Raw genomic sequence first — 25107 nt, 5'->3', positions numbered from 1 at the left:
CTCGCCGTTCCTCGCAACTTCAGGGATGCACTGCGTCCGTGCACCTGCCCCCGCCTCTATGAGCGGTGAAGGCGCATGCCTTCAAGCCCAGACCAGTCGTGCCTGACGAGAGATAGAGAACGCGAATGAGACAGCCGAACGTACTGTTACGGCTGGTGGCGACCACGGTCGCCGCCGGCCTGCTCGTGCTTGGGTCGGTAGTCCCGGCCTCCGCCGCGGGCGGACCCAACCTGTCGCTTGGAAAGGCGACCCTGGCCAGTAGCGCCACCGCCGGACACGCGGTGTCGGCCGTGAACGACGGCGACCAGTCCACCTACTGGGAGAGCGCCAACAACGCCTTCCCGCAGTGGGCCCGGGTCGACCTGGGCGCCGCCACCAGCGTCGACCAGATCGTCCTGAAAGTCCCCGCCCCCGCCGCCTGGCAGATCAGGACCCAGACGCTCACCGTCCAGGGCGGCGCCGACGGCAACACCTTCGCCAACGTGGTGGCCTCGGCCGGCTACACCTTCAACCCGGCCACCGGCAACACGGTCATCATCAACTTCCCGGCCGCGAGCCACCGCTACTGGCGGATCAACGTGACCGCCAACACCGGCTGGCCCGCCGCGCAGATCTCCGAGTTCGAGATCTACGGCGCGGGCGGCGGCGGTGGCACCAACCTCGCCTCCGGCCGCACCATGACCGGCAGCAGCGTCTCCCAGAGCTACGTGGCGAGCAACGCCAACGACGGCAACCAGGGCACCTACTGGGAGAGCGTCAACAACGTCTTCCCCGAGTGGCTCCAGGTCGACCTCGGCTCCAGCGTCGCGGTCAACCGCGTGGTGCTGAAGCTGCCCGCCTCCGGCTGGGCGACCAGGACCCAGACGCTCGCCGTCCAGGGCAGCCAGAACGGCTCGACGTTCACCGACATTGTCGGCTCCGCGGGTTACGTCTTCAACCCGGCCAACGGCAACACGGTGACGATCAACTTCACCACGGCGTCCACCCGGTACGTCCGGCTGAACATCACCGGCAACACCGGCTGGGCGGCCGGCCAGATCTCCGAGTTCGAGGTGTACGGCCCGACCACCGGTGACACCCAGCCGCCGACCGCGCCTGCCAACCTGGCCTTCACCGAGCCTGCCGCCGGCCAGATCCGCCTGACCTGGACCGCCGCCACCGACAACGTGGGCGTGACCGGCTACGACATCTACGCCAACAACACCCTCCGGGCCAGCGTCGGCAACGTCCTGACCTTCACCGACACCCAGCCGGCCAGCGCCACGGTGACCTACTTCGTCCGGGCCAAGGACGCGGCGAACCTGGTGTCGGGCAACAGCAACTTGGTCACCCGCCAGGGCCAGAGCGGCGACACCCAGAACCCGACCGTGCCGGGCAGCCTCGCCTTCACCCAGCCGGGCGGCGGCCAGATCCGGCTGACCTGGACGGCGTCCACCGACAACGTGGGCGTGACCGGTTACGACATCTACGCCAACAACACGCTGCGCTCCAGCGTCGCGGGCAATGTCCTGACCTACACCGACACCCAGCCGGACAGCGCGACCGTGACCTACTTCGTGCGGGCGAAGGACGCGGCGGGCAACGAGTCGGGCAACAGCAACAGCGTGACCCGCAACGGCACCGGCGACCCCGGCTCCAACCTGGCCATCGGCAAGGAGATGGTGGAGTCAGGGCACGTGCACTCGTTCGTGGCAGCCAACGCCAACGACAACAACACGGCCACCTACTGGGAGGCCAACTCGGGCGCGTTCCCGAACACGCTGACCGTGAAGCTGGGCTCCAACGCCGTGGTCAGTTCGGTGGTACTGAAGCTCAACCCGAGCGGCGACTGGGGTTCCCGTACCCAGAACATCCAGGTGCTGGGCCGTGAGCAGAGCGCGACCGGCTACAGCAACCTGGTGTCGGCGGCCAACTACACCTTCAACCCGGCCGCCGCGAACACGGTCACCATCAACCTGAGCGGGACCGTCGCCGACGTCCAGCTGAAGATCAACAGCAACACCGGCGCGCCCGGCGGGCAGATCGCCGAGTTCCAGGTGTTCGGCGTCCCGGCCCCGAACCCCGACCTCACGGTCACCAACCTCACCTGGACGCCGGCCTCGCCGAACGAGACCAGCGCGATCACCCTGTCGGCCACGGTGCGCAACTCCGGCACCGCAGCCTCGGTCGCGGACAGCGTCAGCTTCTACCTGAGCGGCGCGCTGGTCGGCAGCGCCGCCATCCCCGCCCTGGCCGTCAACGCCACCGCGACGGTGAGCGCCAACATCGGCACCCGCGCGATGAGCAGCTACGAGGTCAGCGCGCGGGCCGACGTGGACAACACCGTGTTCGAGCAGAACGAGACCAACAACACCCTGATCGCGCCCACGCAGCTGGTGGTCACCCAGGCTCCCGGCCCTGACCTGCAGATCACGGGCATCACCTCCAGCCCGCCGAACCCGGCGGTCGGCTCCGCGGTCACCTTCACCGTGGCCGTGAACAACCGCGGCACCACCGCGTCGGGCGCGACCACGGTCACCCGGGTCACGGTGGGCGGCACCACGCTCAACACCAACACCGCCTCGGTCGCGGCCGGGACCACCGCGAACGTGGCCATCACCGGCAGCTGGACCGCCACCGCGGGCGGCGCCACCATCACGGCCACCGCCGACGCCGCCAATGTGGTGACCGAGACCAACGAGGGCAACAACACGCTCTCGCAGGCGATCGTGGTCGGGCGCGGCGCGGCCGTGCCGTACCTCAGCTACGAGGCCGAAGCCGCCAGCTACCAGGGCGTGCTGCTGACGGCCGACCCGCTGCGCACCTTCGGGCACACCAACTTCGCCACCGAGTCCTCCGGCCGCCGGTCGGTCCGCCTGAACAGCAGCGGCCAGTACGTCGAGTTCACCTCGGCCAACCAGGCCAACTCGATCGTGGTCCGCAACTCGATCCCCGACGGCGCGGGCGGCGGCGGCATCGACGCCACGATCAGCCTCTACGTCAACGGAACCTTCGCCCAGAAGCTCAACCTCTCCTCGAAGCACAGCTGGCTCTACGGCAACACCGACCAGCCCGAGGGCCTGACGAACACTCCGGGTGGCGACGCCCGGCGGCTGTTCGACGAGTCGCACGCGCTGCTGGCGCAGAGCTATCCGCCCGGCACGAAGTTCCGGTTGCAGCGTGACGGCACCGACAACGCGCCCTTCTACATCATCGACATGATCGACCTGGAGCAGGTGGCCCCGCCGACCGGCCAGCCGGCCGGCTGCACCTCGATCACCCAGTACGGCGCCATCCCCAACGACGGCCTGGACGACACCACCGCCATCCAGCGCGCGGTCACCGACGACCAGAACGGCGTCATCAGCTGCGTCTGGATCCCGGCGGGCCAGTGGCGCCAGGAGAAGAAGATCCTCACCGACGACCCGCTGAACCGGGGCCAGTTCAACCAGGTGGGCATCAGCAACGTCACCATCCGCGGCGCGGGCATGTGGCACTCCCAGCTCTACACGCTGACCGAGCCGCACCTGGCCCAGGGCAGCATCAACCACCCGCACGAGGGCAACTTCGGCTTCGACATCGACAACAACACCCAGATCTCCGACATCGCCATCTTCGGCTCCGGCCGGATCCGCGGCGGTGACGGCAACGCCGAGGGCGGCGTCGGCCTGAACGGCCGGTTCGGCCTGAACACGAAGATCAGCAACGTCTGGATCGAGCACGCCAACGTCGGGGCCTGGGTCGGCCGTGACTACGACAACATCCAGGACCTGTGGGGTCCGGGCGACGGCCTGGAGTTCACCGGCATGCGGATCCGCAACACCTACGCCGACGGCATCAACTTCACCAACGGCACCCGCAACTCGAAGGTGTTCAACTCCTCGTTCCGTACCAACGGTGACGACGCGCTGGCCGTGTGGGCCAACAAGTACGTCAAGAGCACCTCGATCGACGTCGCCCACGACAACCAGTTCATCAACAACACGGTCCAGCTCCCGTGGCGCGCCAACGGAATCGCGATCTACGGCGGCTACGGCAACAAGATCGAGAACAACCTGATCTACGACACCATGAACTACCCGGGCATCATGCTGGCGACCGACCATGACCCGCTGCCCTTCTCCGGGACGACGCTGATCGCCAACAACGCGCTCTACCGGACCGGCGGCGTCTTCTGGAACGAGGACCAGGAGTTCGGCGCGATCACCCTGTTCGCCCAGGGTCCGGACATCGTCGGCGTCACGATCCGCGACACCGACATCTACGACTCGACCTACGACGGCATCCAGTTCAAGACGGGCGGCGGCAGCATCCCGAACGTCGCGATCTCGAACGTCAAGATCGACAAGTCGAACAACGGCGCGGGCATCCTGGCCATGAGCGGCGCTCGTGGCAGCGCGACCCTGACCAATGTCACGATCACCAACTCGGCCACCGGCGACATCGTGCGGCAGCCGGGCACCCAGTTCGTGATCAACTGATCCATCTGAGGTAGAGCGACCGGCCATGCGGGCATCCGCATGGCCGGTCGTTTTCGTTTCCCCCGGAACAGGCCGCCGGTCATCTCTGATCGCTAAGTACCAAGAAGTGTTCTATTGACACCAAACCAAGCGTGATGTTCCAATGGCACCACTTAAATGGCAGGTAAGCGACGCCCCCCGCTTGCCATTCTCACTAGGAGCGGCGCGATGAAGCCCCAACCCTTCGCAGCCGGTGTCTCCGCAGCACTTCTCGCCGTCACCCTGGGTGCCTGCGGCGCCAGCGGCACGGACGGCGAGACCGGTTCCGGCGATACTGCGGTCACCCTCACGTACTGGGCCAGCAACCAGGGCGCGAGTCTGGAAAACGACAAAGAGATCCTGACGCCGGAACTGGAGAAGTTCACCCAGCAGACCGGGATCAAGGTCAAGTTGGAGGTCGTGCCCTGGTCCGACCTGACCAACAACACGCTCGCCGCGGCGGTCAGCGGCCAGGGCCCCGACGTGCTGAACATCGGCAACACCAACGCGACGACCTTCCAGTCGACCGGCGCCTTCTACCCCTTCGACGACGCCGCCCTGCAGAAGATCGGGGGCAAGGACCGTTTCGTGGCGAGCGCCTTCGCCTCGGCCGGCCCGGCCGGCTCGCCGCCCACCTCGATCCCGCTGTACAGCCAGGTCTACGCGCTCTACTACAACAAGAAGCTGTTCGCCGACGCCGGCCTGCAGCCCCCGGCCACCTGGGAGGAGCTCGTCTCCACCGCCCAGAAGCTGACCAACCCGGCGGAGAAGAAGTACGGCGTCGTCATCCCCGGCGGCACCGTCAACGTGAGCATGCACTTCTCCTACATCTTCAGCGAGCAGCACGGCGGCGCGGCCTTCGACGCCGCCGGCAAGCCGACGTTCACCTCACCCGGCATGATCAAGGGCGTCAAGCAGTACGTCGACCTGGTCAGCGCCAACAAGGTGGTCAACCCCAGCGCCGCCCAGTACACCGACTCGGCCCAGGCCGCCGGTGACTTCGCCCGGGGCGACGCGGCCATGTACATGGCCCAGACCTCCGGCATCAACGTGCTCACCAAGAACGGCATGACCCCCGACCAGTACGGCATCGTGCCCATCCCGGCCCCCGCCGGCGGCACCAAGATCTCCAGCTTCGTGGCCGGCACCAACGTCTCCATCTTCAAGAACACCAAGCACCTGGACGCGGCGCTGAAGTTCGTGGCGTTCCTCACCAGCGACGAGGAGCAGGCGATCCTCAACAAGTCGTACACCACCCAGCCCACGGTCACGGGCGCGAACGCGTCCTTCACCGACGACCAGGAGAAGCTGGACGCGTTCACCACGATCCTGGCCGAGCAGGCCAAGCCGCTGCCCCTCATCCCCGGCATCCAGGCCTTCCAGGCCAACGTCGGCGGCGCGGTGGTCGCCCTGATCGGCAAGGCGGCGACCGGTACCGCGGTCAGCGAGGACGACGTGAAGGCCGCCCTGGAAGAAGCCCAGCTGAAGATGGGCGCCAGCTGACCCCTCTGATCCCCCGAGCGAACCACGGTTCGGCGTCGTCCCGGTCCCGCCGGGACGATGCCGGCCCGAGGAGAATCACATGGCATTGACCTTCCTCAAGCAGGCCGCACGCAGGCCGGCCGAGCCGAGCCCGCCCGCGGCGCAGCCCGCCAAGCGGTTCACCTGGACCCGGCTCGCCCCCTACCTGCTGATTCTCCCGGCAGTCCTGTTCGAACTGCTCGTCCACGTGATCCCGATGATCGTCGGGATCTTCATGAGCTTCATCCAGCTCACCCAGTTCTTCATCACCAACTGGTCGGCGGCGCCGTTCGTCGGCACCGGCAACTACGCCGTCGCGCTGGACTTCTCCGGCCCGCTCGGCTGGCAGCTGGTGCGCTCGTTCCTGATCACACTCGGCTTCACGGTGCTGGTGGTCGGCATCTCCTTCGTCTTCGGGATGTCGGCGGCACTGGTGCTGCACCGGCTGGGCCGGGGCCGCGGGTTCCTGCGGACGCTGTTCCTGATTCCGTACGCGCTGCCCGCGTACGCCGGGATCATCATCTGGAAGTTCATCCTGCAGCGCGACAACGGGCTGCTGAACCAGCTGCTGGTCGACGGGCTGCACCTGGCCAGCGAGCGGCCGTTCTGGCTGATCGGCGGCAACGCGTTCGTCTCGGTCGTGGTGGTGTCGATCTGGCAGCAGTGGCCGTTCGCGTTCCTGATGTCGATGGCCGGCATGCAGGTGATCCCGGAGGAGCTCTACCAGGCCGCCGCGATCGACGGGGCGAGCACCTGGCAGCAGATCAGGTTCATCACGATGCGGATGATGAAGCCGCTCAACGCGGTCCTGTTGCTGTTGCTGTTCCTGTGGACGTTCCGGGAGTTCAACACCCCGTACGTGCTGTTCGGGCCGACGCCGCCGGAGGCCGCGGACCTGCTGACCGTGCACATCTATTCGAGTTCCTTCATCACCTGGAACTTCGGCCTGGGCTCGGCGATGTCGGTGCTGCTGATGCTGTTCCTGGTCGTCGTCGCGGGTCTGTGGGCCCTGTGGAACAGGAGAGTGAACCGCGATGCGTGAGCAACTGTCATTCCGCATCTTCCGCTGGGTGGTCCTGGTCCCGCTCGCGATCTTCACGGCGGTGCCGCTGTACGTGATGGTCACCTCGGCGCTCAAGCCGCTGCAGGACGTCCGGGGGGACTTCCAGTGGTGGCCGACGAACCTGACGTTCGAGCCGTTCGTCGACATGTGGTCGACCGTGCCGCTGGCCGACTACTTCGTGAACAGCGTGGTGGTGACCAGCATCGCGACCCTGTTCAGCGTGGTCATCGCGATCTTCGCGTCGTACGCGATCTCGCGGTACCGGTTCCGTGGCCGGGGGGTCTTCTCCGGGGTCGTGCTGTCGACCCAGATGTTCCCCGGCGTGCTGTTCCTGCTGCCGCTGTTCATCATCTTCGTGAACATCGACCGGAGTCTCGGGTTCTCGTTCCTGTACCAGACCAGGATCGGGCTGATCGTCACCTATCTGACGTTCACCCTGCCCTTCTCGATCTGGATGCTGGCCGGGTACATGAACGGCATCCCGCGCTCGCTCGACGAGGCCGCCAAGGTGGACGGCACGACCGCGATCGGCGCGCTGTTCCGGATCATCCTGCCGGCCGCGCGGCCGGGGATCATCGCGGTGGCCGTGTACTCCTTCATGACCGGGTGGGGCGAGATCCTGTTCGCCTCGCAGCTGACCAACAGCGACACCCGGACGCTCTCGGTCGGCATGCAGAGCTACGCCACCGAGACCAACGTCTACTGGAACGAGGTCATGGCGGCGGCGCTGGTCGTGAGCGTGCCGATCGTGGTCGGGTTCCTGATCCTGCAGCGCTACCTGGTCAGCGGCCTCACCGCGGGCGCGGTCAAGTAGGCGTGAACATGGCACTGGACGTCATCTGCGTCGGAGTCGTCACCGTCGACACGATCACCACCGTCGAGCGGGTGCCCGGCGCGGACGACCGGGTGACCGGCGAGCCGTTCGCGGTGGCCGGGGGAGGGCCCGCCGCGACGGCGGCCGTCGCCCTGGCCCGGCTGGGGGTTTCTGTCGGCTTCTGCGGTGTGGTCGGCGACGACGACGCCGGTGCTCTCAGCCGGCGGTTGCTGGACGCGGAAGGCGTCGACACCCGCTGGCTGCGGACCCGCGCCGACGCGCCCACCCCGCAGAGCATGATCATGGTGTCGCGCGGCTCCGGCGCCCGCTCCATCGTCACCACGCCGTCCCGCCCACCGGACCCGGATTCCGTGCCGATCCACGCGGCCCGCTGGCTGCACGTCGACCAGACCGGCTACCCGAGCGTGCGCGCCGCCCTGGGCGGCCGATCCAGTCCCGCCCTCAGCATCGACGGCGGCAACCCGATCCCCGGCCTGGACCTGACCGCAGTCGCGCTCTACGCGCCGACCGTCACCGCGCTGCGCGCCGCCTTCCCCGCGCCCGACCTGGCCCTCAGCCTGCGCGCCGCCGCCGCGGCCGGAGCCACGCACGTGGTGGCGACCGCGGGCGGCGACGGATGTCACGTCCTCGTGGACGGCCAGGCGGTGCTCGTGCCGCCGCCGGCCGTCGAACCGGTGTCCACCATGGGCGCCGGTGACGTGTTTCACGGCGCGCTGCTGGCCGGGCTGGTCCAGGGCCGGTCGCTGGTGGCGGCCGTGTGGCGGGCCAACGCGGTGGCGGCCCTGTCCTGCCGGGCCCTCGACGGGCGGAGCGGCGTCCCCGACGCCGCCGAGACCGACAAGTACCTGTCCACGGTGCGTCCCGCACCGTGGATTGATGGATATATGTGATCGGAGAGAGATGTCTGGGAACCGTGTGGCCCCGGATGATCAGGCGATGAATGAGCTGGTGGCGCCGCTCAGGTCGGCCGAGGGCGGATTCGCCATGCTCGCGCTCGACCAGCGGGAGTCACTGCGCCAGATGTTCCCCCTCGTCGACGGCCGGGCGGCCGGGGACGACGCGTTGCGCTGGTTCAAGGCCATGGCGACACGGGTGCTGTCACCAATGGCCTCGGCCGTGCTGCTGGACCGGCCGTACGCGGTCACCGAGGACCGGCCGGACAGTATCGATCAGGTGACCAGCCTGATTCTGGCCGCCGACGTGCTGGAGCAGCCGCCGGGCCAGGGGGTGATCGACACCAGCCTGGATCTGGACGTCACGCCCGAGTTCATCCGTCACGTGGGCGCCGCCGCCGTGAAGCTGCTGGTCATCTGGCGGCCGGGCGAAGGGCGCGAGGTGCGTACCCGGCTGGTGCTCGCGTTCCTGGAAGTCGCCCGCGAGGCGGGGGTGCCCAGCCTGGTGGAGGCCATCGTCCGGCCGCCGACCGGCGCGGAGTGGGAAAGCCCGAGCGCCCGGCACGAAGCCATCCTGCGGGCGGCGAGCGAGGTCGCCACGCTCGGCGGGACGATCTACAAAGCGGAGATGCCGGGCTACCTGCCGGGGGACGTCTCCCTGGTCAGGGAGCATTCCGAGCGGATGTCCTCGATCGTTTCCGGACCCTGGGTGGTGCTGTCCAACGGCGTCGACCAGCCCGACTTCGCCCCGGCCCTGCGCGAGGCCTGCCTCGGCGGAGCTCATGGATTTCTGGCCGGACGAGCCATTTGGGGGGACACTGTCGCCGATCCCGACACGCTCAGCGCGCTGACCCGGCGGTCGGCGGCACGGCTGCGCGAGCTGACCGCCATCGTCGCCGAGACAGCGCCGTCGAGAAGTGTCGCCAACGCCCGGAAATCGGAAGAGGGACAGGAATGAGCGAGGAGAACTACCGGTACACCTCGGCGCCGGAGCGCCGGGAGCGGCTGGTGCAGTTCATCTCGGATCAGGGGTACTGCACCATCACGGAGTTGTCGAAGGCCTTCGCGGTGTCCGAGATGACCATCCGCCGTGACGTGCTGCGCCTGGCCGAGCAGGGCAAGGTCCGGGCCTTCCGCGGCGGTGTGGGTTCGCTGTCCAAGCAGGACATGGAGGGCAGCGACTACCGCCTGCGGGACATGAAGATGGCCGACGCCAAGCGGGCGATCGCGGTCAAGGCCATCGACATGATCACCCTCGGCTCTGTGGTCGCCATCGACGCCGGAACCACCGGCCACCAGGTGGCCGAACTGCTGCCGCCGGACCGGGGCGTGACGGTCGTCACGAACTCGTTTCCGGTGGTGGCCAGCCTGATCGGGCGTACCGGCACGGAGGTGATGTGCCTGGGCGGGTTGTTACACCCGGAGTCGCTGTCCTTCGACGGGCCGGCCGCGCTGGCGGCCATCGCCAACCTGCGGGTCGAGACGCTGTTCCTGGCCGCCAGCGGGATCGGCGAGCGCGGCGCGTTCTGCGGCAACGGCTTCGACGCGATCACCAAGCGGGCGCTGATCGAGGTGGCGGAGCGGGTGGTGCTGCTCGCGGACTCCTCCAAGTTCTACGCCTCGGCGATGGTGAAGATCTGCGACTGGGAGGCCATCGACCGGATCATCATCGACGACGGCATCTCCGAGGAGCAGCAGCGCATGCTGGAGCAGCAGGACGTGGACGTCGAGGTGGTGACCGGGCAGGAGTTCGGCGTCACCGTGGAGGCCGTGCTGTGAAGCTGTACATCGACGGCGCTTGGGTGGCCGGCGCGGATGAGCGTCCGGTGCTGGACCGCTGGACGGGCGAGCGGATCGGTACGGTCGCGGACGGGCTGGCCGGGCATGCCGTCCAAGCCGTCGACGCTGCCGAGCGGGCCATGGCACAGGGGCTGGCCCAGCCGGCGCGGGCCAGGGTCCTGGCCGAGGCGGCCCGCCTGCTGGCCGCCCGCGCCGAGGAGTTCGCCCGATCCATCAGCGCCGAGACCGGGAAGCCGATCAGCGCGGCCCGGGTCGAGGTGGACCGGGCGACGCAGACGCTCGGCTGGGCCGCCGAGGAGACCAGGCGGCTGGCCGGCGAGGCGATCCCGCTGGCCGCGATCGAGTCGGGCGCCGGCACGATCGCCCTCACGGTGCCTGAGCCGCGCGGCATCGTGGCCGCCATCACCCCGTTCAACTTCCCGCTCAACTTGGTCCTGCACAAGGTCGCCCCGGCGTTGGCGGCCGGCTGCGCGGTGGTGCTCAAACCGTCCGACAAGGCGGTGCTGGTGGCCGGCCTGCTGACCGAGGTGTTCGCCGAGGCGGGCCTGCCGCCCGGCTGGCTGAACGTGGTGACCGGCGCGCCCGACGAGATCGTAGGCCCCTGGCTGGACGACCCCAGGGTCGCGGTGATCACCTTCACCGGATCGAGCCGCGTCGGCTGGGACCTCAAGGCACGCTCACCCCAGAAGCTGCACATCCTGGAACTCGGCTCCAACACGGCCATGGTCGTCACCGACAGAGCCGACCTGCCCCGCGCCGCCGCCGACGCCGTGACGGCCGCCCTCGCCAACTCCGGCCAGGCCTGCGTCTCCCTGCAACGCCTGTACGTCACCCGCGCCGTCGCCGACGAGTTCCTGTCCCTGCTCACCGGCGCCTTCAAAACCGTCAGGTACGGTGACCCGCGCGACGACACCACCGTGGTCGGCCCCCTGATCACCCCCGACGCGACCACCCGGCTCAAACGCGCGATAGACTCCGCCGGAGCCCGAATCCTCGCCGGCGGCGACATCATCGACGGCGTCCTCACCCCCACCCTGCTGACCGACGTAGACCCTGCCGACGCACTCGTCTGCGAGGAAGCCTTCGGCCCGATCGCCACCGTCCTCGTCGTCGACGACCTCGACCAGGCCCTCCAGGGCGTGAACTCCTCCAGATACGCCCTGAACACCGCCATCTACACGGCAGACCTGGCCGAAGCCATGCGCTTCGCCGCCGAGGCCCAGGCCGGCAGCGTCCTGGTCAACATGCCCCCGTCCTACCGCGCCGACCACATGCCGTACGGCGGCGTGAAGGAATCCGGCCAGGGCACCGAAGGAGTCCGCTACGCGATCGACGAACTCCTGCACCACAAACTGGTCGTCCTGAAGCCCTAGTCCTGCGTGAAAGCGGTGTCGAAGCGGGCGTGCGGTTGCTCCCACAGCAGCGATCGCACCAGGGCGAGCGCCCGCGGCGCACCGTGCAGCCGGCTCATCCCGGCGTCCTCCCACTCGATCGAGATCGGCCCGCGATACCCGATCGACTCCAGCGCGCGGAAGCAGTCCTCGAACGGCACGTCCCCGTGCCCGGCCGAGACGAAGTCCCAGCCGCGCCGCGGGTCACCCCACGGCAGGTGCGACCCGAGCCGCCCGACCCGGCCGTCCTTGGCCCGGATCCGGGTGTCCTTGCAGTCCACGTGGTAGATCCGGTCGGCGAAGTCGACGATGAAGTTGGCCGGGTTGATGTCCTGCCACATCATGTGGCTCGGATCCCAGTTGAGCCCGAACGCGTCCCTGCGGTCGATCGCCTCCAGGGTGCGCTTGGTGGTCCAGTAGTCGTAGGCGATCTCGCTCGGGTGGACTTCCAGCGCGAACCGCACGCCCTCGCTGTCGAACACGTCCATGATCGGGTTCCAGCGGGCGGCGAAGTCGGCGTAGCCGTCGTCGATGACCTCCTGGGGGACCGGCGGATACATGGCGACATAGCGCCAGATCTTCGAGCCGGTGAAGCCGGTGACCACCGACGCGCCGAGCTTGCGGGCCAGGATGGCGGTCCGCTTGACCTGCTCGGAGGCGCGGGTACGGACGCCGTCGGGGTCGCCGTCGCCCCAGGTGCGTGAGCCGACGATCGACTCGTGCCGGAAGTCCAGCGGGTCGTCGCAGATGACCTGGCCCTGGGCGTGGTTGGACAGGGCCCAGACGCCGAGGCCGTACCGATCCAGGATCTCGCGGCGGGAGTTCAGGTAATCCTCGTCGGCGAGGGCCCGGTCCACGTCCAGGTGCTGGGTCTTGCAGGCGATCTCCAGCCCGTCGAAACCCCACTCCGAGGCCAGCCTGGCCACTTCCTCGAACGGCAGGTCGGCCCACTGCGCGGTGAACAGGGTGACGGGGCGGGTTGACATCAGCTCTCCTGCAGGAATTCGAGTTGGTTGCCGAAGCAGTCGTAGGTGTGGAAGCGGCGGTGGCCGGGGAAACGGTCGTCGGGTTCGACGGTGTAGCCGTGCCGGGAGAGCCGGGCCGCGAGTTCGTCCAGGTCGTCGACGAGGATCGCCGGGTGGCCCAGCCTGTTCGGGCGGAAGTCGTCTTCGGGCAGGCCGTGGATCTCGACGCCGCCGGTCCGGAACCAGCAGCCCGTCCGCCTCATCGTGGCTGGTTTGGGGACCTCGGTCAGGCCGAGTACGTCGGCGTAGAAGGCGCGGGCCCGGTCCTCCGTGCCGACCGGCATGGTGAAGGTGGCGTGGTGAAGGTGCCGGAAGGTCATCGCCGGACCGGGGTGGCGTGCACGCGGTCGATCGCGTCCTTCAGGATCCGGGGCAGGTCGCGTTCCGGGATCGTGAAGGATGTCTCGTCGTCGATGGCCAGTGGCGCGCCGAACACCACGACGCCCGCGCCGATGGTCGGGCAGCTGACCGCCTGCTCGATGGAGAGGCCGCCGACCGCCTGCACGGGGACGGTGGTCGCCTCGACGATGCCGGGCAGGTCGGTGAGCGGGGACAGGTTCAGTTCCCGGTGCATGCCGCGGTGGTCGTGGCCGATGTGGTGGATGACCATGCCGACGCCGAGTTCCTGCAGGCGTTTGGCCTCGGCGACCCGGTCGTCGGCGCCCATGTCGTCGCCCATCACCAGGATGCCGAACTCGGCGCCGGCCTCGCAGACGCGCTGCACGGTGGCGTCGTGAGCGCGGCCCATCACGACCACGGCGTCAGCGCCGGCTTCGGCGTACATGCGGGCTTCGCCGTATCCGCCGTCCATGATTTTGAGGTCGGCGACCAAAGGGTGGTCGGGGTATTCGGCGCGTAGGGTGCGGACCGCGTGTGCGCCCTCGGCGAGCACCAGCGGGGTGCCGATCTCCAGCCAGTCGGCGCCGGCCTTGACGGCGATCTCGGCCATCCGCAGCGCGTCGTCCATGGTCTTCAGATCCAGCGAGATCTGCACGATGCCGTGGGTGAGGTCAGATCTCCGCAGCCCACTGATCAGCGTACGCATTCGTGTTCCTTCCGTATTAACCGGCGGCGAGTTTGGCCGCTTCGTGGTTGCGCACCCGGACGGCCGTCGAGCCGCCGAACCAGCGGTCCCGCGCGGCGCGGAGGAAGTTCACCGAGGCGCGGAGTTCGTCGATGCCGTTGACGCCGTCCTCGACGCTGATCCAGCCGTCGTATCCGGCGTCGACCAGGATGGTGAAGATGCGGTCGTAGTCGTTGAGGCCCCGGCCGATGACGCCGTGCTTGAGGGCGGGGGAGTAGCCGATGGTGCCGTCAGCCTGGCGCAGGTCGTCGAGCGTGGTCCCGGGCTCCAAGTAGCGGTCGGAGGCCTGCATGGTGACCACGCGGTCGATCACTCGGGTGAGGAAGTCGGCCGAGTCGACGCCTGCGACGATCGCGTTGGAGGGGTCGTACTGAATGCCGAAGTGCACCCGGTCGTCGATCGCGGCGACGAGTGCCAGGAAGATCTCGGGGGACTGGGCGAACTCGGGGTAGGTCCAGGTGCTGGCCTTGTAGTGGTTCTCGATGGCCAGGGTGACGCCGAGTTCGGCGGCCAGCGGCAGCAGCGCGGTGATCGACTCGGCCGCCCACTCCACGCCCTGCTGGACGGGGGTCTCCGGGTGGGCCTGACCGCTGAGCACGCGGCAGGTGGCCCCGGGGCCGCCAAGCAGCGCCGTGATGCGCACGAACTCCGCCTGCTGCTCGAACTCGCGCGCGCGGACCTCAGGGTCCGGGTGGGTGAAGTCGGGCGAGGCGCACATCATCGGCATCTCGAAACCCGCTGCCGCGATGGCCTCGCCGATCCGCCGCAGGTGCTTTTCATCGGTGGACCAGAAGAACCCGGTGTGGAGTTCCAGGCCGTCCACGCCGAGGGTTCGAGCCTCGTCGATCCACTCGAAGATGGATTTCGTGCGACGGACCACCATCTGTTCGAGGTCGCCCTTCGGGAACGCTGCGATCCGCACGTCCGCTCCTAACCGGCTCGCTATCTGAAGCGACACACTAACAGCAAAATGTGGGAGTTAACATACAGACTTTGACTGGTTTGTGAACTAATATTGGTGCGGATTGAGCATTCCTTGCAGTGAGTGGGAGAGATCGCCGATGAAGGCGTTGGTCAAATACGCGGACAGTGCGGGCGCGCTGGAGGTGCGCGACGTGCCCCGGCCGGTGGCCGGGCCGGGGACCGTCCTGGTCCGGGTGCACACGGTCGGCGTCTGCGGATCCGACATCCACATGTGGCACAACACCCAGAGCAAGAGCTCGGTGGGCGTGCTGCCGGTGACGCTCGGGCACGAGTCCGCCGGGATCATCGACGCCGTCGGCGACGGGGTGACCGGCTGGGCGGTGGGGGACCGCGTGGTGTGCGAGACCGCCGCGTCGATCTGCGGGGTCTGCTCGCTGTGCCGGGCCGGGCGCTACAACCTGTGCCCGTGGCGGGAGGGGTACGGCCTCAAGCGCGACGGCGCGATGGCCGAATACCTGGTGGCCGAGCCCCGGGTGCTGCACCGCATCCCGGACGGCCTCTGCTTCGAGGCCGCCGCCATGTGCGAGCCGTACGCGGTGGCGTACAACGCGGTCGTCGAGCGGGCCACCGTGCACCCCGGCGACCTGGTCGTCATCCAGGGCGCGGGCGCGATCGGCATCCTCGCCCTCCAACTCGCCATCCTGCGCGGCGCGGCCACCACGGTCGTGCTCGGCACCGACGTCGACACCCACCGGCTCGACACGGCCAAGCGCATCGGCGCCGACCACGTCGTGGACATCACCCGGCAGGACCCCGTCGAACTCCTCGCCCGCCTGCACGACGGCCTCGGCGCCGACCTGGTCGTGGACGCGACCGGCGTGAGCGCCGCCCTCAGGCAGAGCATGCAGCTGGTCCGCCCCGCCGGCGCCATCGCCAAGGTCGGCTGGGGCCCGCAGCCGCTCGACTTCACCCTCGATCCGCTGGTCAAGAAGGCCGTGACCCTGTACGGCTGCTACTCGCACACCTGGAGCACCTGGGAGAACGTGCTGCGCCTGTTCGGCGAGGGCAAACTCCGCCCGGAACTGGTCCTCGGCGGCGTCTACGCCATCGACGAGTGGGAGGAGGCGTTCGCCGCCATGCAGCAGGGCCGCAACGTCAAGTCCGTGCTCCGCATGCTCGCCGACTGAAGGGCCGACGGCGTGATCATCCGGATGGGCATTCTCGGCCTGGGCGCGGTAGCCCAGGCGGTCCACCTGCCGCTCCTGGCCAAACGACCCGACCTCTACGACATCGCCGCCGTCTGCGACCTCTCCCCCGAGGTCACCGGCGTCATCGGCAGCCGGTACGGCGTCGCCCGGCGATTCCACCACCTCACCGACATGCTCGACGCCGGCGGCCTCGACGCGGTCATGATCCTCTCCCGGGGCTCGCACGCCGCCGCCGTCCAGGCGATCTTCGCCCGGGGGCTGCCGGTGTTCTGCGAGAAGCCGCTGGCGTACACGACCGGCGAGGTGGACGAGCTGATCGAAGGCGACCACCCGGCGATCCTGCTCGGCTACATGAAGCAGTACGACCCGGCCGTGATCGAGGCCGCCCGCCTGCTGGCCGACGTCGACGACATCCGCAGCATCGAGGCGACGGTCCTGCACCCGACCGGGGCTTCCCAGCTGGCGTTCGCCCGGGTGGCCGGGCCGAGCACGCCGCTGCCGCCGCAGGTGCAGGCAGAGATGGACGCGGAGGATCTCGTCCTCCGCCGGGCCGCCGTCGGCGAAGCGGACGAGTCGCTGTGGCGGGCCTACCGGGGTGCGCTGGTCAGCAGCCTGGCCCACGACCTGTCGATCATGCGGAGCTTCGACTCGCCGCCCGCCACCGTGGACTTCGCCGACATGTGGCGGCAGAGCTCCCGGCACGCCCGCCGGGACGTCGGCCGGGACCGGAAATCCTTCGGCGACCATCCACCGTCGATCTCCGCGACCGGCATCCTCGCCGCGGGCGGACGCTTCACCCTGGCCTGGCACTACCTGCCCGACTTCCCCGCCTATCGGGAGACGGTCAGAGTCGTGCACGGCCGGGGCACGGTGGAACTGACCTTCCCCTCGCCCTACCTGCTGCACGCGCCGACCGAACTCGTCGTCACCACCCTCGACGGCGACGCCGAACGCCGCGTCGTCCGCCGCAGCGTCACCGAGGCGTTCGAAACCCAGCTGGAGGCGTTCCACGCCATGGTCCGCGACGGCGTCGAACCGCGCTCCGGCCTGGCCGCCGGCCGCGCCGACATCCTGGACTGCCAGCGCATCGTGGCGGCGTACGCGGCCCGCACCGGCACCCCCGTCGGCGGCGAAGTGGCCCGCCACCTGGAAAGGGCACTCTGATGGCACCCATCCGCACCGCGATCATCGGGTACGGTCTGGCCGGCAGCGTCTTCCACGCCCCCCTGATCAGCGCCGACCCCGCGTACGCGCTCCGCGCCATCGTGACCGGCGACCCCGGCCGGGCCCAGTCGGCGACCGAACGGTACCCCGGCGTACGGATCGTCCCCAGCGTCGACGACCTGGACGACATCGACCTCGTGGTGATCGCCTCCCCGACCCCGACCCACGTCGAACTCGCGGAACGCACGCTCTCCGCCGGTTTGGCCACCGTGGTGGACAAGCCGCTGGCCGTCCGCTCCGCCGACGCGGAACGCCTGATCGCCCTCGCGGACGACCGCGCGGTCCCGCTGACCGTGTTCCAGAACCGCCGCTGGGACGGTGACTTCCTCACGGTCAAACGCCTGATCGAGGAAGGCGCCCTGGGTGAGGTGTGGCGTTTCGAATCCCGCTTCGAATGGCTCAACCCGCGCCCCCGCCCGGCCTGGAAGAGCGGCACCAAGGGCCGCGACGGCGGCGGCGTCGCCTACGACCTGGGGGCGCACCTCATCGACCAGGCGTTGCAGCTGTTCGGCCCGATCGCCGACGTGTACGGCGAACTGGACCGCCACCGCGAGGGCGCGGTCAACGACGACGACTGTTTCATCGCGCTCACCCACACCTCCGGCGTGCGCTCCCACCTGGCGATGAGCAGCCTGGTCGCCCGGCGCGGCTTCCGCTTCCGGGTGCTCGGCTCCGCATCCGCGTACGGCAAATGGGGCCTGGACCCGCAGGAATCCCAGCTGGCCGCCGGCCTGAGCCCTTCGGACGACGCCTTCGGCGTGGAACCCCCCGAGGCGTACGGCCGCCTAGGCCGCGACGGCGAAGACGTCCCGCTACCGACAGAACGCGGCGGCTACCGCCACTTCTACGCCCAGCTGGCCGAAGCACTCTCCGGCCGGGGCCCGCTCCCCGTGGACCCCCGGGACACACTCGCGGCCATCCGCGTCATCGAGCAGCTCCAGAACTGAGCCGCGGCCCGGGGGCCACCCCCGGGCCGCGCCCAGCTCACAGCGTCCGCGCGTACGGATCCCAGTCCTCCGCGATCGCCGCCACCTCGGGAGCCGAACTCCGCACCGGCACGATCTGCCCGCCCTCGATCGACTCCGAGATCGCCGCCATCGTGTCCACCACGTGGTAGGCCAGCCGCCCGGACGCCCGATGCGGCATCCCGGCCCGGACGGCCCGCGCGATGTCCAGCGTCCCGAGCCCACGCCCGCCGACCGCACCCGCCGCGGGCACGACCGTCCAGTCGTCGTCACCGGCCCGCCGGATGCGCAGATCCCCGTCGAAATGGTTCGGGTCCGGGATCGACAGCGTCGCCTCAGAACCCACGATCTCCACGTGACCCACCCGGCGATGCGGTGAATCCCAGCTCAGCACGGTCGTCGCCAGCTGCCCGGACTCGAACTCGGCGATCACGCTCACATGCGTCGGCACCCGCACGCTGATCTCCTGCCCGGCCTTCGGCCCCACCTGGAGGACCCGGGTCGGCCGCGCGATCCGCCCGGCCGCCACCACCGACCGGAACGACCCGAACGACTGCGTGAGCGCGGTCAGATAGTAGGGGCCCATGTCCCACAGCGGCCCCGCGCCCCGCGACAGCAGCACCTCCAGGTTGGGGTGGTCGTCGACCGGGCCGGGCACCTCGAACAGGGTCATCCCGGTCAGCGGCACCCCGATGTCGCCGCGTTCGATCAAACGCCGGGCGGTCTGCAGGCCCGCCCCGAGGAAGGTGTCGGGCGCGCCGCCGATGCGCAGGCCCGCTCCCTCGGCCTTCTCCAGCAGTTCCAGCCCGGCCACCCGGTCGAGCGCGAACGGCTTCTCCGTCCACACGTGCTTGCCCGCGCCGAGCGCCGCCATGGACACCTCGGCGTGCGCGGCCGGGATGGTCAGGTTGACGATGATCTCCACGTCGGGGTGGTCCAGCGCCTGCCGCGGCGGGCCGGACTCCCGCACCCCGTAGGCGGCGGCCTGCTCGGCGGCCCGCTCGGTGAACAGGTCCGCGACGATGCGGACGTCCAGGTCGGGGAAGCGGGTCAGGTTCTCCAGGTACTGGTTGCTGATCTTGCCGGCGCCGATGACGCCGACGCCCACCCGGCCGGTCATGCCGTGACCTTCGGGTTCAGGTAGGCGAAGCTGGCGGCGATGGCGTGGAAGATGTCGCCGTCGTACTCGTCGAACTCGACCACCCCGGCCTCCAGCAGCGGCGTCGCGTCGAGGATCTCCGGGATGGGCAGCTTGCCCTGGCCGGCGGGGAGCTGCTGGATGTTCTCGCGGTTGATCGGGCCGTCCTTGAGGTGCAGGAACCTGACCCGGTCGGCCTGCCGGCCGAGCAGGGCGACCACGTCCTCGCCGCCGACCGCGACCCAGTAGGCGTCGATCTCCAGCACGACTTCGGGGCGGAGCTGGTCCACCAGGGTCTCCAGCGCGGTGCGACCGGCGAACTTCTTCTCCAGCTCCCACCAGTGGTTGTGGTAGCCGACCCGAAGGCCGTAGTCGGCCGCCTTGACCGCGGCCGCGTTCAGGTGACCGGCGATGCGGGTCACATCGGCCTCACTGGTCCAGAACTGTTCCGGAATGAACGTGTCCACCACCGTGTTCGCGCCGAGCTCGTTCGCCGCCGTGAAGATCGCGTCCAGGTCGACGTCCACCAGCGACGAGGTCAGCGTGGGCGAGATCAGCCCATTCGCGCGGACCGCGTCGGCGAACTCGGGGCCACGGGAGTAGAGCCGGTAGGAGGACTCGACCTGCCGGTAGCCGACCGCGGCGACCTTGGCGAGCGTGCCCGGCAGATCCTCGTCGAGTGCGTGCCGGACGCTGTAGAGCTGAAGGGACAGCGAGGGGAGAGGCACAGTGAACCTTTCGCCGGGGGGAGGCGTGTCGTTCGATACCGATCATCGGCATCCCCATATCTGTTACTAAAGTAACGAATATCTGTGCATTACGCATCACGTCAAGGGCATGGCTGTGCCCGGAATCCGCCCGGGTGCGGGTCAGCGGCCGGGCAGCTGGGCTTCGAGGCCGTCGAGGATGACCTGCAAGCCGTACTCGAAGCTCTTGTCGGGGGCGGCGCCGTAGTCGTTCTCGGTGAACGTCTCGCCGCGGGCGCGGAGCCGGGGGAAGCGCATCGCGATCTCGCCGGTCTTGGCCATGGTGTCGCGGAGCTGTTCCTCGGCGTCGCCGCCGTCCTTGCGCAGCCGCCTGGTCAGCGCCACCGTCGCCGATTCGCCGAGTGTGCTGCCGAGCACGAACATGAAGACGGTGGCCAGCGCCCGGTCCGCGTCGGCGCCGACGAAGCCGGCCTTCTCGTAGATCGCCAGACCGTGGTCGTCGTGGCGGGACTTGCCCGGACCGTACATCAGGTGCACGCCCATGGCCGGCACCAGCCACGGATGCCTGACGGCCATCTCGTAGAGGCCGTGGGCCATGGCGGTGGCCGCCGTCCGCCAGCCGGTCGTCTCCGGGTCAGGGAGTTCGATCTCGTTCCACACCTCGTCACCGGCGAGCATGACCAGGTTGTCCTTGTTCTTCACGTGCCAGTAGACCGCCGTCGCCGCGGCGCCGAGCCGCTCGCCCAGGCTGCGCATGTTCAAGCCCTCCAGACCCTCGGCGTCCAGCAGCTCGATGGCTGTCCGGACGATCCGGTCCGTGGTCAGTGTGTCGCGCGGCATATGCCCACGATACGTCATTGAACGTTGTGCAAGAGGAGGACTTGCACAAAGTTCAAGTCGCGACCTAGGTTCCCAATTGAACAAAGTGCAAGTTTCTCGGGAGGGCTGGAACAAGCCATGACGATCGCCAGGAAATCCCCGGTAATCACGGCCAGCGGGCTGCGCAAGTCGTACGGAGACCAGGTCGTGCTGGACGGCATCGACCTGACCATCGAGGAAGGAACGATCTTCTCGTTGCTCGGCCCCAACGGAGCACCCGGTCCCCACGCCCTGACCGATTCGATCACGATGCTGCGCCGCGACCTGAAGAAGATCCTTCGCTACCTCATCTTCCTGCTCCTGTTCGTGTACGTCTTCGGCGGCGCGCTCGGCACCTCGACCTCCGTCAGCGTGGACATGACCGAGGGCATCATCGCCAGATTCCGCACCATGGCGATCTTCCGCCCGTCCATCCTGATCGCCCGCGTGATCTCCAGCATGGTCCAGACCCTGTTCAGCATGGCGCTCATCTTCGGCGTCGCGTTCCTGATGGGCTTCCGGCCGACCGCCGGCCCCGGTCGACTGGCTGGCCGCGATCGGACTGCTGGTCCTGGTCATCTTCGCGCTGCTGATGGGCACCCCCATCGGCGACAACGCGCTCATCGCCATCGCCTGGTGCGCAGGGCTCACGATCCTCGGCTACACCTGGGCCAGAAGAACCTCCAACCGGGACCGCACCCAGTAGATCAGCCATTCAACGGACGAAACGACGCTCACCCCGCCACCTCGACGCTGGCGCGTGCCACGATCCTGGCCGCCAGCACGTGCTTGCACGGACCACGCGACCCGCGATGGTCCCACCACCACGGACAGGTGCACGAGCCGCTGTCCAGCCGGACCTCCCGCACCCCGCTCTCGGTCACCACCCGTGCCGAATCCCCGTCGATCTGTACGGCACCTGCCTCCACCAGTGCCTTCGCCGACGAAAGCCGAGGGTTGAGCTGCCGCACATGTTCCCGGTCATACGGCAGCTCACGATGGAAGTGCGCCGCTTCGGACAGGTCGTACCCGACCCGCCCGGCCGTGCCGAGCTGGGTGAGCGCGGCGCGCACCCGGGTGGGGGGCAGCCCGGACCGGTCGGCCAGCAGGCCGATCTCCACCTCCGGCTCGAAGTTGAGCAGCATTCCCACCAGGTCGGCGTCTCCTTCGGCCTCGTCGGTGGCGAGGTCGGCCAGGACCGCGCCCTCGCCGGAGAACCCGCGCCAGCGTTGTGGTGACAGCGCCAGCGTGTACCGCATCCCCGGTAGTTCGAGCTCCCAGGCGCTGGCCGCCACCTGGCCGGTGTCGGCGGGGCCGTACACCTTGAGGCTCTTCGCGAACCGGAGTAATGGCATCAGCGTCGCCAGCCGCCCGGCCCCCGCCAGGTACACCGCCCCTGGCCGATCGCTCACCTTCAGGTCACGCCCGACCTGTGTGACCCATAGGTCGGCCGTAGCCCGTTTCGGAAGTGACCGTAGGAACCGCACGGTGTTCATGCCCGAGAGTTCGCCCCGCAGATCCATCCCGGCCGCGATCACCTGCACCTCGGCGAACCCGCGCAGCCAGCGTTCCGGCAGCGGCACCTTCTTCTCGACGACCGCGCCGTCCAGCGTCGTCACGGTCAGTTCTTCGGCGCCCACCCCCAGGTGTATCGGATCCCGCGCGCCCACCCGAGCCAGCGCCTCTCGCAGCGGCCCGTTGACGTCGACGTTCGTCGTTCCCCGGTCGAACACCTCGCCGTCCAGCGCCGCACCGAGAACGTCGAGCCGCGCGTACACCCCGCCGCACGCCGAGAACGACTCGAATCTGAGCCGATCTCCCGAGCAGGTCACCACCGGATCCCGCGTCCAACCCGGGCGCGGCTGGTGATATCGGGCCAGCGCCACATCGGCCACCCCCAGCAATGCCGCAGCCGCCGACGCAGCCTCCGTCACAATCCCGCTGAAGAATCTGGGCGCTGCCACCGGCCCGCCGAGTGCCGTCCCGCCGGAAGTCGACAACCCCAGCCGCCCGTCCACCAGAGCGGACGGCGCGGCGTAACTGTAGGTCTGCGTCGTTGCCATGCCCCGGAGACTAGAGATCACCACCGACAAAAGTGCCGAGGGGATGGTGCGGGGCGCCGCCGTCCCGGGCTGCGGCTGCGTCCGCGGTGTGTACGCCAAGGAGCCGCTGATCGACGATGGTCCCGTGAAGGTATACCGAACCCTGCACCTGTACCACGCGCTCACCCGCCACCTCTACGCCAGAGTGACCGCATGACCCGGCGACACGTATTCGCCGTGCTCCGATGGGCCGTTGTCGTGCTCGTCCTCGGCTTCCTCGGCTACCAACTCTGGCGGGTACGGCACGGCGTGGCCGACAGCCTGCGCCTGGTCGGCTGGTCCAACGCCCTGCTCGCGGCGGGGTTGACCGCCATCGGCGGTGCGCCAGGCTTCTTCGGCTGGCGGATACTGCTGGCCGGGCTCGGCACGCGGCTGCCGCTCCCGGTCGCCGCGCGCGTCTTCTTCCTGGCCGGGATCACCCGGTATCTGCCCGGCGGGGTCTGGCCGGCCGTCGCCCACGCGGCGATGGCGCGCCCGCTCGGGGAGCCGTCCGCCCGGCTGGCGGGAGCGTTCGTGGCCAGTCAGGGGCTCGCGGTGGTGGCAGGGATGGCGGTCGGGCTGATCGCGCTGCCGTGGCTGGTGGCCGCCGACGCGATCTGGTGGCTGCTGCTGCCCGTGTTCGCCGGGGCGCTCGTGCCGCTGGTCGCGCCGCAGCTGTTCGGGCGGCTGCTCGGGGTGGCGCAGCGGGTGCTGCGCCGGGGCTCCGCGCCGATCGGGCTGCCCGGGCGGCGCACGCTGCTGGCGGTCACCGGGTTGATGGTTCTCGGCTGGCTGACCGCCGGGCTGCATGTCACCGTGCTCGCGGTCGCGCTGGGGGCCCCGCCCGCCGGGGCGCTGTCGGTGGGTATCGGGGGGTTCGCGCTCGCCACCGTGGCCGGGATCTTCTCGCTGGTGATGCCGTCGGGGCTGGGGCCGCGCGAAGCCGTACTCGGGCTGACGCTCGCCACCCTGCTGACCGGGCCCGGCCTGATCACTTTGGTCGCGTTGAGCCGGGTGCTGATGACCGTGGCCGACGTGGTGTCGACCGGTGTGGTACTCGGACTGCTGAGCTGGAACGCGCGGCGGGCTCCCATCACCGAAGGAGTCTCGTCATGACCGGTTCTCTCAAGCATCTGGGGCGGCAGGTCTCCGCTCCGGCACTCCGGTGAGTTGCCGAAACGATTCATACAAGGCTTTGACGGGCTGAGCCCGGTGATGGTACATATCGCCGTATCGATTCGGCACCCGGCCGGTCGAGGGGACGAGGAGGACCATGCCGACCATCGGCCGGGAAAACGCCGTCCTTTCGCGCATGACCGGATGGTCATCGTCAGTGTGCTCAAACGCACCGGAGTGTTTGAGTATCTGGCGATCTGGGCGGCGAAGCGGGCGCGCGGGCGGCCGTACCGGCTGATGGCGTTGCTGGTGGTGATCACGGCGGTCGCGTCGGGGATGCTGGACAACGTGATGACGGTGCTGCTGGTCGCGCCGGTGACGTTTCTGGTGTGTGAGCGGCTGGCGCTGCCGGTGGTGCCGTACCTGATCGCGGAGGCGATGGCCTCCAACATCGGCGGGACGGCGACGCTGGTCGGTGATCCGCCGAACATCAGTGGTGGACAACATCCCGTATGTGGCGACGATGAGCCCCATCGTGGCCGATCTCGTGCAGGCCAACGGGGGCGGCGAGCACGCGCAGGTGCTGTGGTGGGCGCTGGCCTTCGGCGCCGACCTGGGCGGCAACGCCACCGCGGTCGGCGCGGCGGCCAACGTGGTCGTGCTGGGCATCGCCGCCCGAAGCCGGCACCCGATCAGCTTCTGGGAATTCACCAAATACGGCCTGATCGTCACCTTCGTCACGGTGGCCCTGGTCACGCCGTATCTGTGGCTGCGCTACCTGGCCTGACGTGATCGA

At 69.1% G+C, this 25107-nt stretch carries 23 protein-coding genes and 1 pseudogene; 15 read left to right on the top strand and 9 right to left on the bottom strand.

Annotated elements, in window-relative coordinates:
- Positions 1 to 125 precede the first annotated feature (125 nt).
- From Acor_RS17285 to Acor_RS17250, 8 genes are all read left to right on the top strand, one after another.
- A complete protein-coding gene (locus Acor_RS17285; protein WP_155337690.1) occupies positions 126 to 4460 on the top strand; it encodes a galactose-binding domain-containing protein in 4335 nt (1444 codons plus the stop codon).
- Positions 4461 to 4667: 207 nt separating this feature from the next.
- A complete protein-coding gene (locus Acor_RS17280) occupies positions 4668 to 5981 on the top strand; it encodes an ABC transporter substrate-binding protein (RefSeq protein ID WP_155337689.1) in 1314 nt (437 codons plus the stop codon).
- 79 nt (positions 5982 to 6060) lie between these two features.
- Positions 6061 to 7041: a carbohydrate ABC transporter permease gene (locus Acor_RS17275; RefSeq protein ID WP_155337688.1), complete on the top strand. Its 981-nt coding sequence runs from the start codon at positions 6061 to 6063 to the stop codon at positions 7039 to 7041.
- A complete protein-coding gene (locus tag Acor_RS17270; protein WP_155337687.1) occupies positions 7034 to 7876 on the top strand; it encodes a carbohydrate ABC transporter permease in 843 nt (280 codons plus the stop codon). Before Acor_RS17275 ends, Acor_RS17270 begins: the two co-directional genes overlap by 8 nt.
- A gap of 8 nt (positions 7877 to 7884) precedes the next feature.
- The gene (locus Acor_RS17265) at positions 7885 to 8787 is read left to right on the top strand and encodes a carbohydrate kinase family protein (RefSeq protein WP_155337686.1); all 903 of its coding nucleotides are present in this window, start codon (positions 7885 to 7887) and stop codon (positions 8785 to 8787) included.
- Positions 8788 to 8833: 46 nt separating this feature from the next.
- Positions 8834 to 9748: a hypothetical protein gene (locus tag Acor_RS17260; RefSeq protein WP_170316971.1), complete on the top strand. Its 915-nt coding sequence runs from the start codon at positions 8834 to 8836 to the stop codon at positions 9746 to 9748.
- A complete protein-coding gene (locus tag Acor_RS17255) occupies positions 9745 to 10569 on the top strand; it encodes a DeoR/GlpR family DNA-binding transcription regulator (protein ID WP_155337684.1) in 825 nt (274 codons plus the stop codon). Before Acor_RS17260 ends, Acor_RS17255 begins: the two co-directional genes overlap by 4 nt.
- Complete coding sequence (locus Acor_RS17250; RefSeq protein WP_170316970.1) at positions 10566 to 11963, top strand: aldehyde dehydrogenase family protein; 1398 nt, start codon at positions 10566 to 10568, stop codon at positions 11961 to 11963. Before Acor_RS17255 ends, Acor_RS17250 begins: the two co-directional genes overlap by 4 nt.
- On the opposite strand, the gene Acor_RS17245 is transcribed toward Acor_RS17250, so the two are convergent.
- From Acor_RS17245 to Acor_RS17230, 4 genes are read right to left on the bottom strand one after another with little or no spacing between them, the layout of a single operon-like run.
- Entirely contained in the window at positions 11960 to 12967 is a 1008-nt protein-coding gene (locus tag Acor_RS17245) for a sugar phosphate isomerase/epimerase family protein (protein WP_155337682.1), read from the bottom strand. The two genes, Acor_RS17250 and Acor_RS17245, sit on opposite strands and share 4 nt — an antisense overlap.
- The gene (locus tag Acor_RS17240) at positions 12967 to 13326 is read right to left on the bottom strand and encodes a VOC family protein (RefSeq protein WP_155337681.1); all 360 of its coding nucleotides are present in this window, start codon (positions 13324 to 13326) and stop codon (positions 12967 to 12969) included. The genes Acor_RS17245 and Acor_RS17240 overlap by 1 nt, the downstream gene beginning before the upstream one ends.
- Positions 13323 to 14051 carry an orotidine 5'-phosphate decarboxylase / HUMPS family protein gene (locus tag Acor_RS17235; RefSeq protein WP_155337680.1) on the bottom strand — a complete coding sequence of 243 codons (729 nt, stop codon included), beginning with the start codon at positions 14049 to 14051 and terminating at the stop codon, positions 13323 to 13325. The genes Acor_RS17240 and Acor_RS17235 overlap by 4 nt, the downstream gene beginning before the upstream one ends.
- A 16-nt stretch (positions 14052 to 14067) precedes the next feature.
- The gene (locus Acor_RS17230) at positions 14068 to 15012 is read right to left on the bottom strand and encodes a sugar phosphate isomerase/epimerase family protein (protein WP_218034339.1); all 945 of its coding nucleotides are present in this window, start codon (positions 15010 to 15012) and stop codon (positions 14068 to 14070) included.
- A 139-nt stretch (positions 15013 to 15151) separates the two neighbouring features.
- Here Acor_RS17230 and Acor_RS17225 point away from each other — a divergent pair, with 139 nt between their 5' ends.
- From Acor_RS17225 to Acor_RS17215, 3 genes are read left to right on the top strand one after another with little or no spacing between them, the layout of a single operon-like run.
- Complete coding sequence (locus Acor_RS17225) at positions 15152 to 16201, top strand: zinc-binding dehydrogenase (RefSeq protein ID WP_155337679.1); 1050 nt, start codon at positions 15152 to 15154, stop codon at positions 16199 to 16201.
- A 12-nt stretch (positions 16202 to 16213) separates the two neighbouring features.
- Complete coding sequence (locus tag Acor_RS17220; protein WP_155337678.1) at positions 16214 to 17386, top strand: Gfo/Idh/MocA family protein; 1173 nt, start codon at positions 16214 to 16216, stop codon at positions 17384 to 17386.
- A complete protein-coding gene (locus tag Acor_RS17215; RefSeq protein WP_155337677.1) occupies positions 17386 to 18393 on the top strand; it encodes a Gfo/Idh/MocA family protein in 1008 nt (335 codons plus the stop codon). The genes Acor_RS17220 and Acor_RS17215 overlap by 1 nt, the downstream gene beginning before the upstream one ends.
- A gap of 37 nt (positions 18394 to 18430) precedes the next feature.
- Here the strand turns inward: Acor_RS17215 and Acor_RS17210 are convergent, their stop codons facing one another.
- The 5 genes from Acor_RS17210 to Acor_RS17190 all read right to left on the bottom strand — a co-directional run bounded on the left by Acor_RS17210 (position 18431) and on the right by Acor_RS17190 (position 23177).
- On the bottom strand, positions 18431 to 19531 hold the full coding sequence (locus tag Acor_RS17210; RefSeq protein ID WP_155337676.1) for a Gfo/Idh/MocA family protein: 1101 nt from the start codon (positions 19529 to 19531) through the stop codon (positions 18431 to 18433).
- Positions 19528 to 20277 (bottom strand): sugar phosphate isomerase/epimerase family protein, encoded by a 750-nt coding sequence (locus Acor_RS17205; protein ID WP_155337675.1) that lies wholly within the window; start codon positions 20275 to 20277, stop codon positions 19528 to 19530. The genes Acor_RS17210 and Acor_RS17205 overlap by 4 nt, the downstream gene beginning before the upstream one ends.
- A gap of 141 nt (positions 20278 to 20418) precedes the next feature.
- On the bottom strand, positions 20419 to 21096 hold the full coding sequence (locus Acor_RS17200) for a TetR/AcrR family transcriptional regulator (RefSeq protein ID WP_155337674.1): 678 nt from the start codon (positions 21094 to 21096) through the stop codon (positions 20419 to 20421).
- Positions 21097 to 21416: 320 nt separating this feature from the next.
- On the bottom strand, positions 21417 to 21596 hold the full coding sequence (locus Acor_RS45890; protein WP_308805660.1) for a hypothetical protein: 180 nt from the start codon (positions 21594 to 21596) through the stop codon (positions 21417 to 21419).
- Between the two features lie 252 nt (positions 21597 to 21848).
- Positions 21849 to 23177, bottom strand: coding sequence for an SWIM zinc finger family protein (locus Acor_RS17190; RefSeq protein ID WP_155337673.1), 1329 nt, complete (start codon positions 23175 to 23177; stop codon positions 21849 to 21851).
- Between Acor_RS17190 and Acor_RS17185 the strand changes: the two genes are divergently transcribed.
- The 4 genes and pseudogenes from Acor_RS17185 to Acor_RS46645 all read left to right on the top strand — a co-directional run bounded on the left by Acor_RS17185 (position 23176) and on the right by Acor_RS46645 (position 25098).
- A complete protein-coding gene (locus Acor_RS17185; RefSeq protein ID WP_155337672.1) occupies positions 23176 to 23373 on the top strand; it encodes a hypothetical protein in 198 nt (65 codons plus the stop codon). The genes Acor_RS17190 and Acor_RS17185 overlap by 2 nt on opposite strands.
- Positions 23370 to 24311 carry a lysylphosphatidylglycerol synthase domain-containing protein gene (locus Acor_RS17180; protein ID WP_155337671.1) on the top strand — a complete coding sequence of 314 codons (942 nt, stop codon included), beginning with the start codon at positions 23370 to 23372 and terminating at the stop codon, positions 24309 to 24311. Before Acor_RS17185 ends, Acor_RS17180 begins: the two co-directional genes overlap by 4 nt.
- 99 nt (positions 24312 to 24410) lie before the next feature.
- A pseudogene (locus Acor_RS46650) lies at positions 24411 to 24743 on the top strand (SLC13 family permease); the annotation flags it as partial.
- 91 nt (positions 24744 to 24834) lie between these two features.
- A complete protein-coding gene (locus Acor_RS46645) occupies positions 24835 to 25098 on the top strand; it encodes a hypothetical protein (protein ID WP_425542202.1) in 264 nt (87 codons plus the stop codon).
- Positions 25099 to 25107: the final 9 nt, after the last annotated feature.

The organism is Acrocarpospora corrugata, assembly GCF_009687845.1.
Classification (GTDB): domain Bacteria; phylum Actinomycetota; class Actinomycetes; order Streptosporangiales; family Streptosporangiaceae; genus Acrocarpospora; species Acrocarpospora corrugata.
This window is presented reverse-complemented; position numbering and strand designations above follow the sequence as displayed.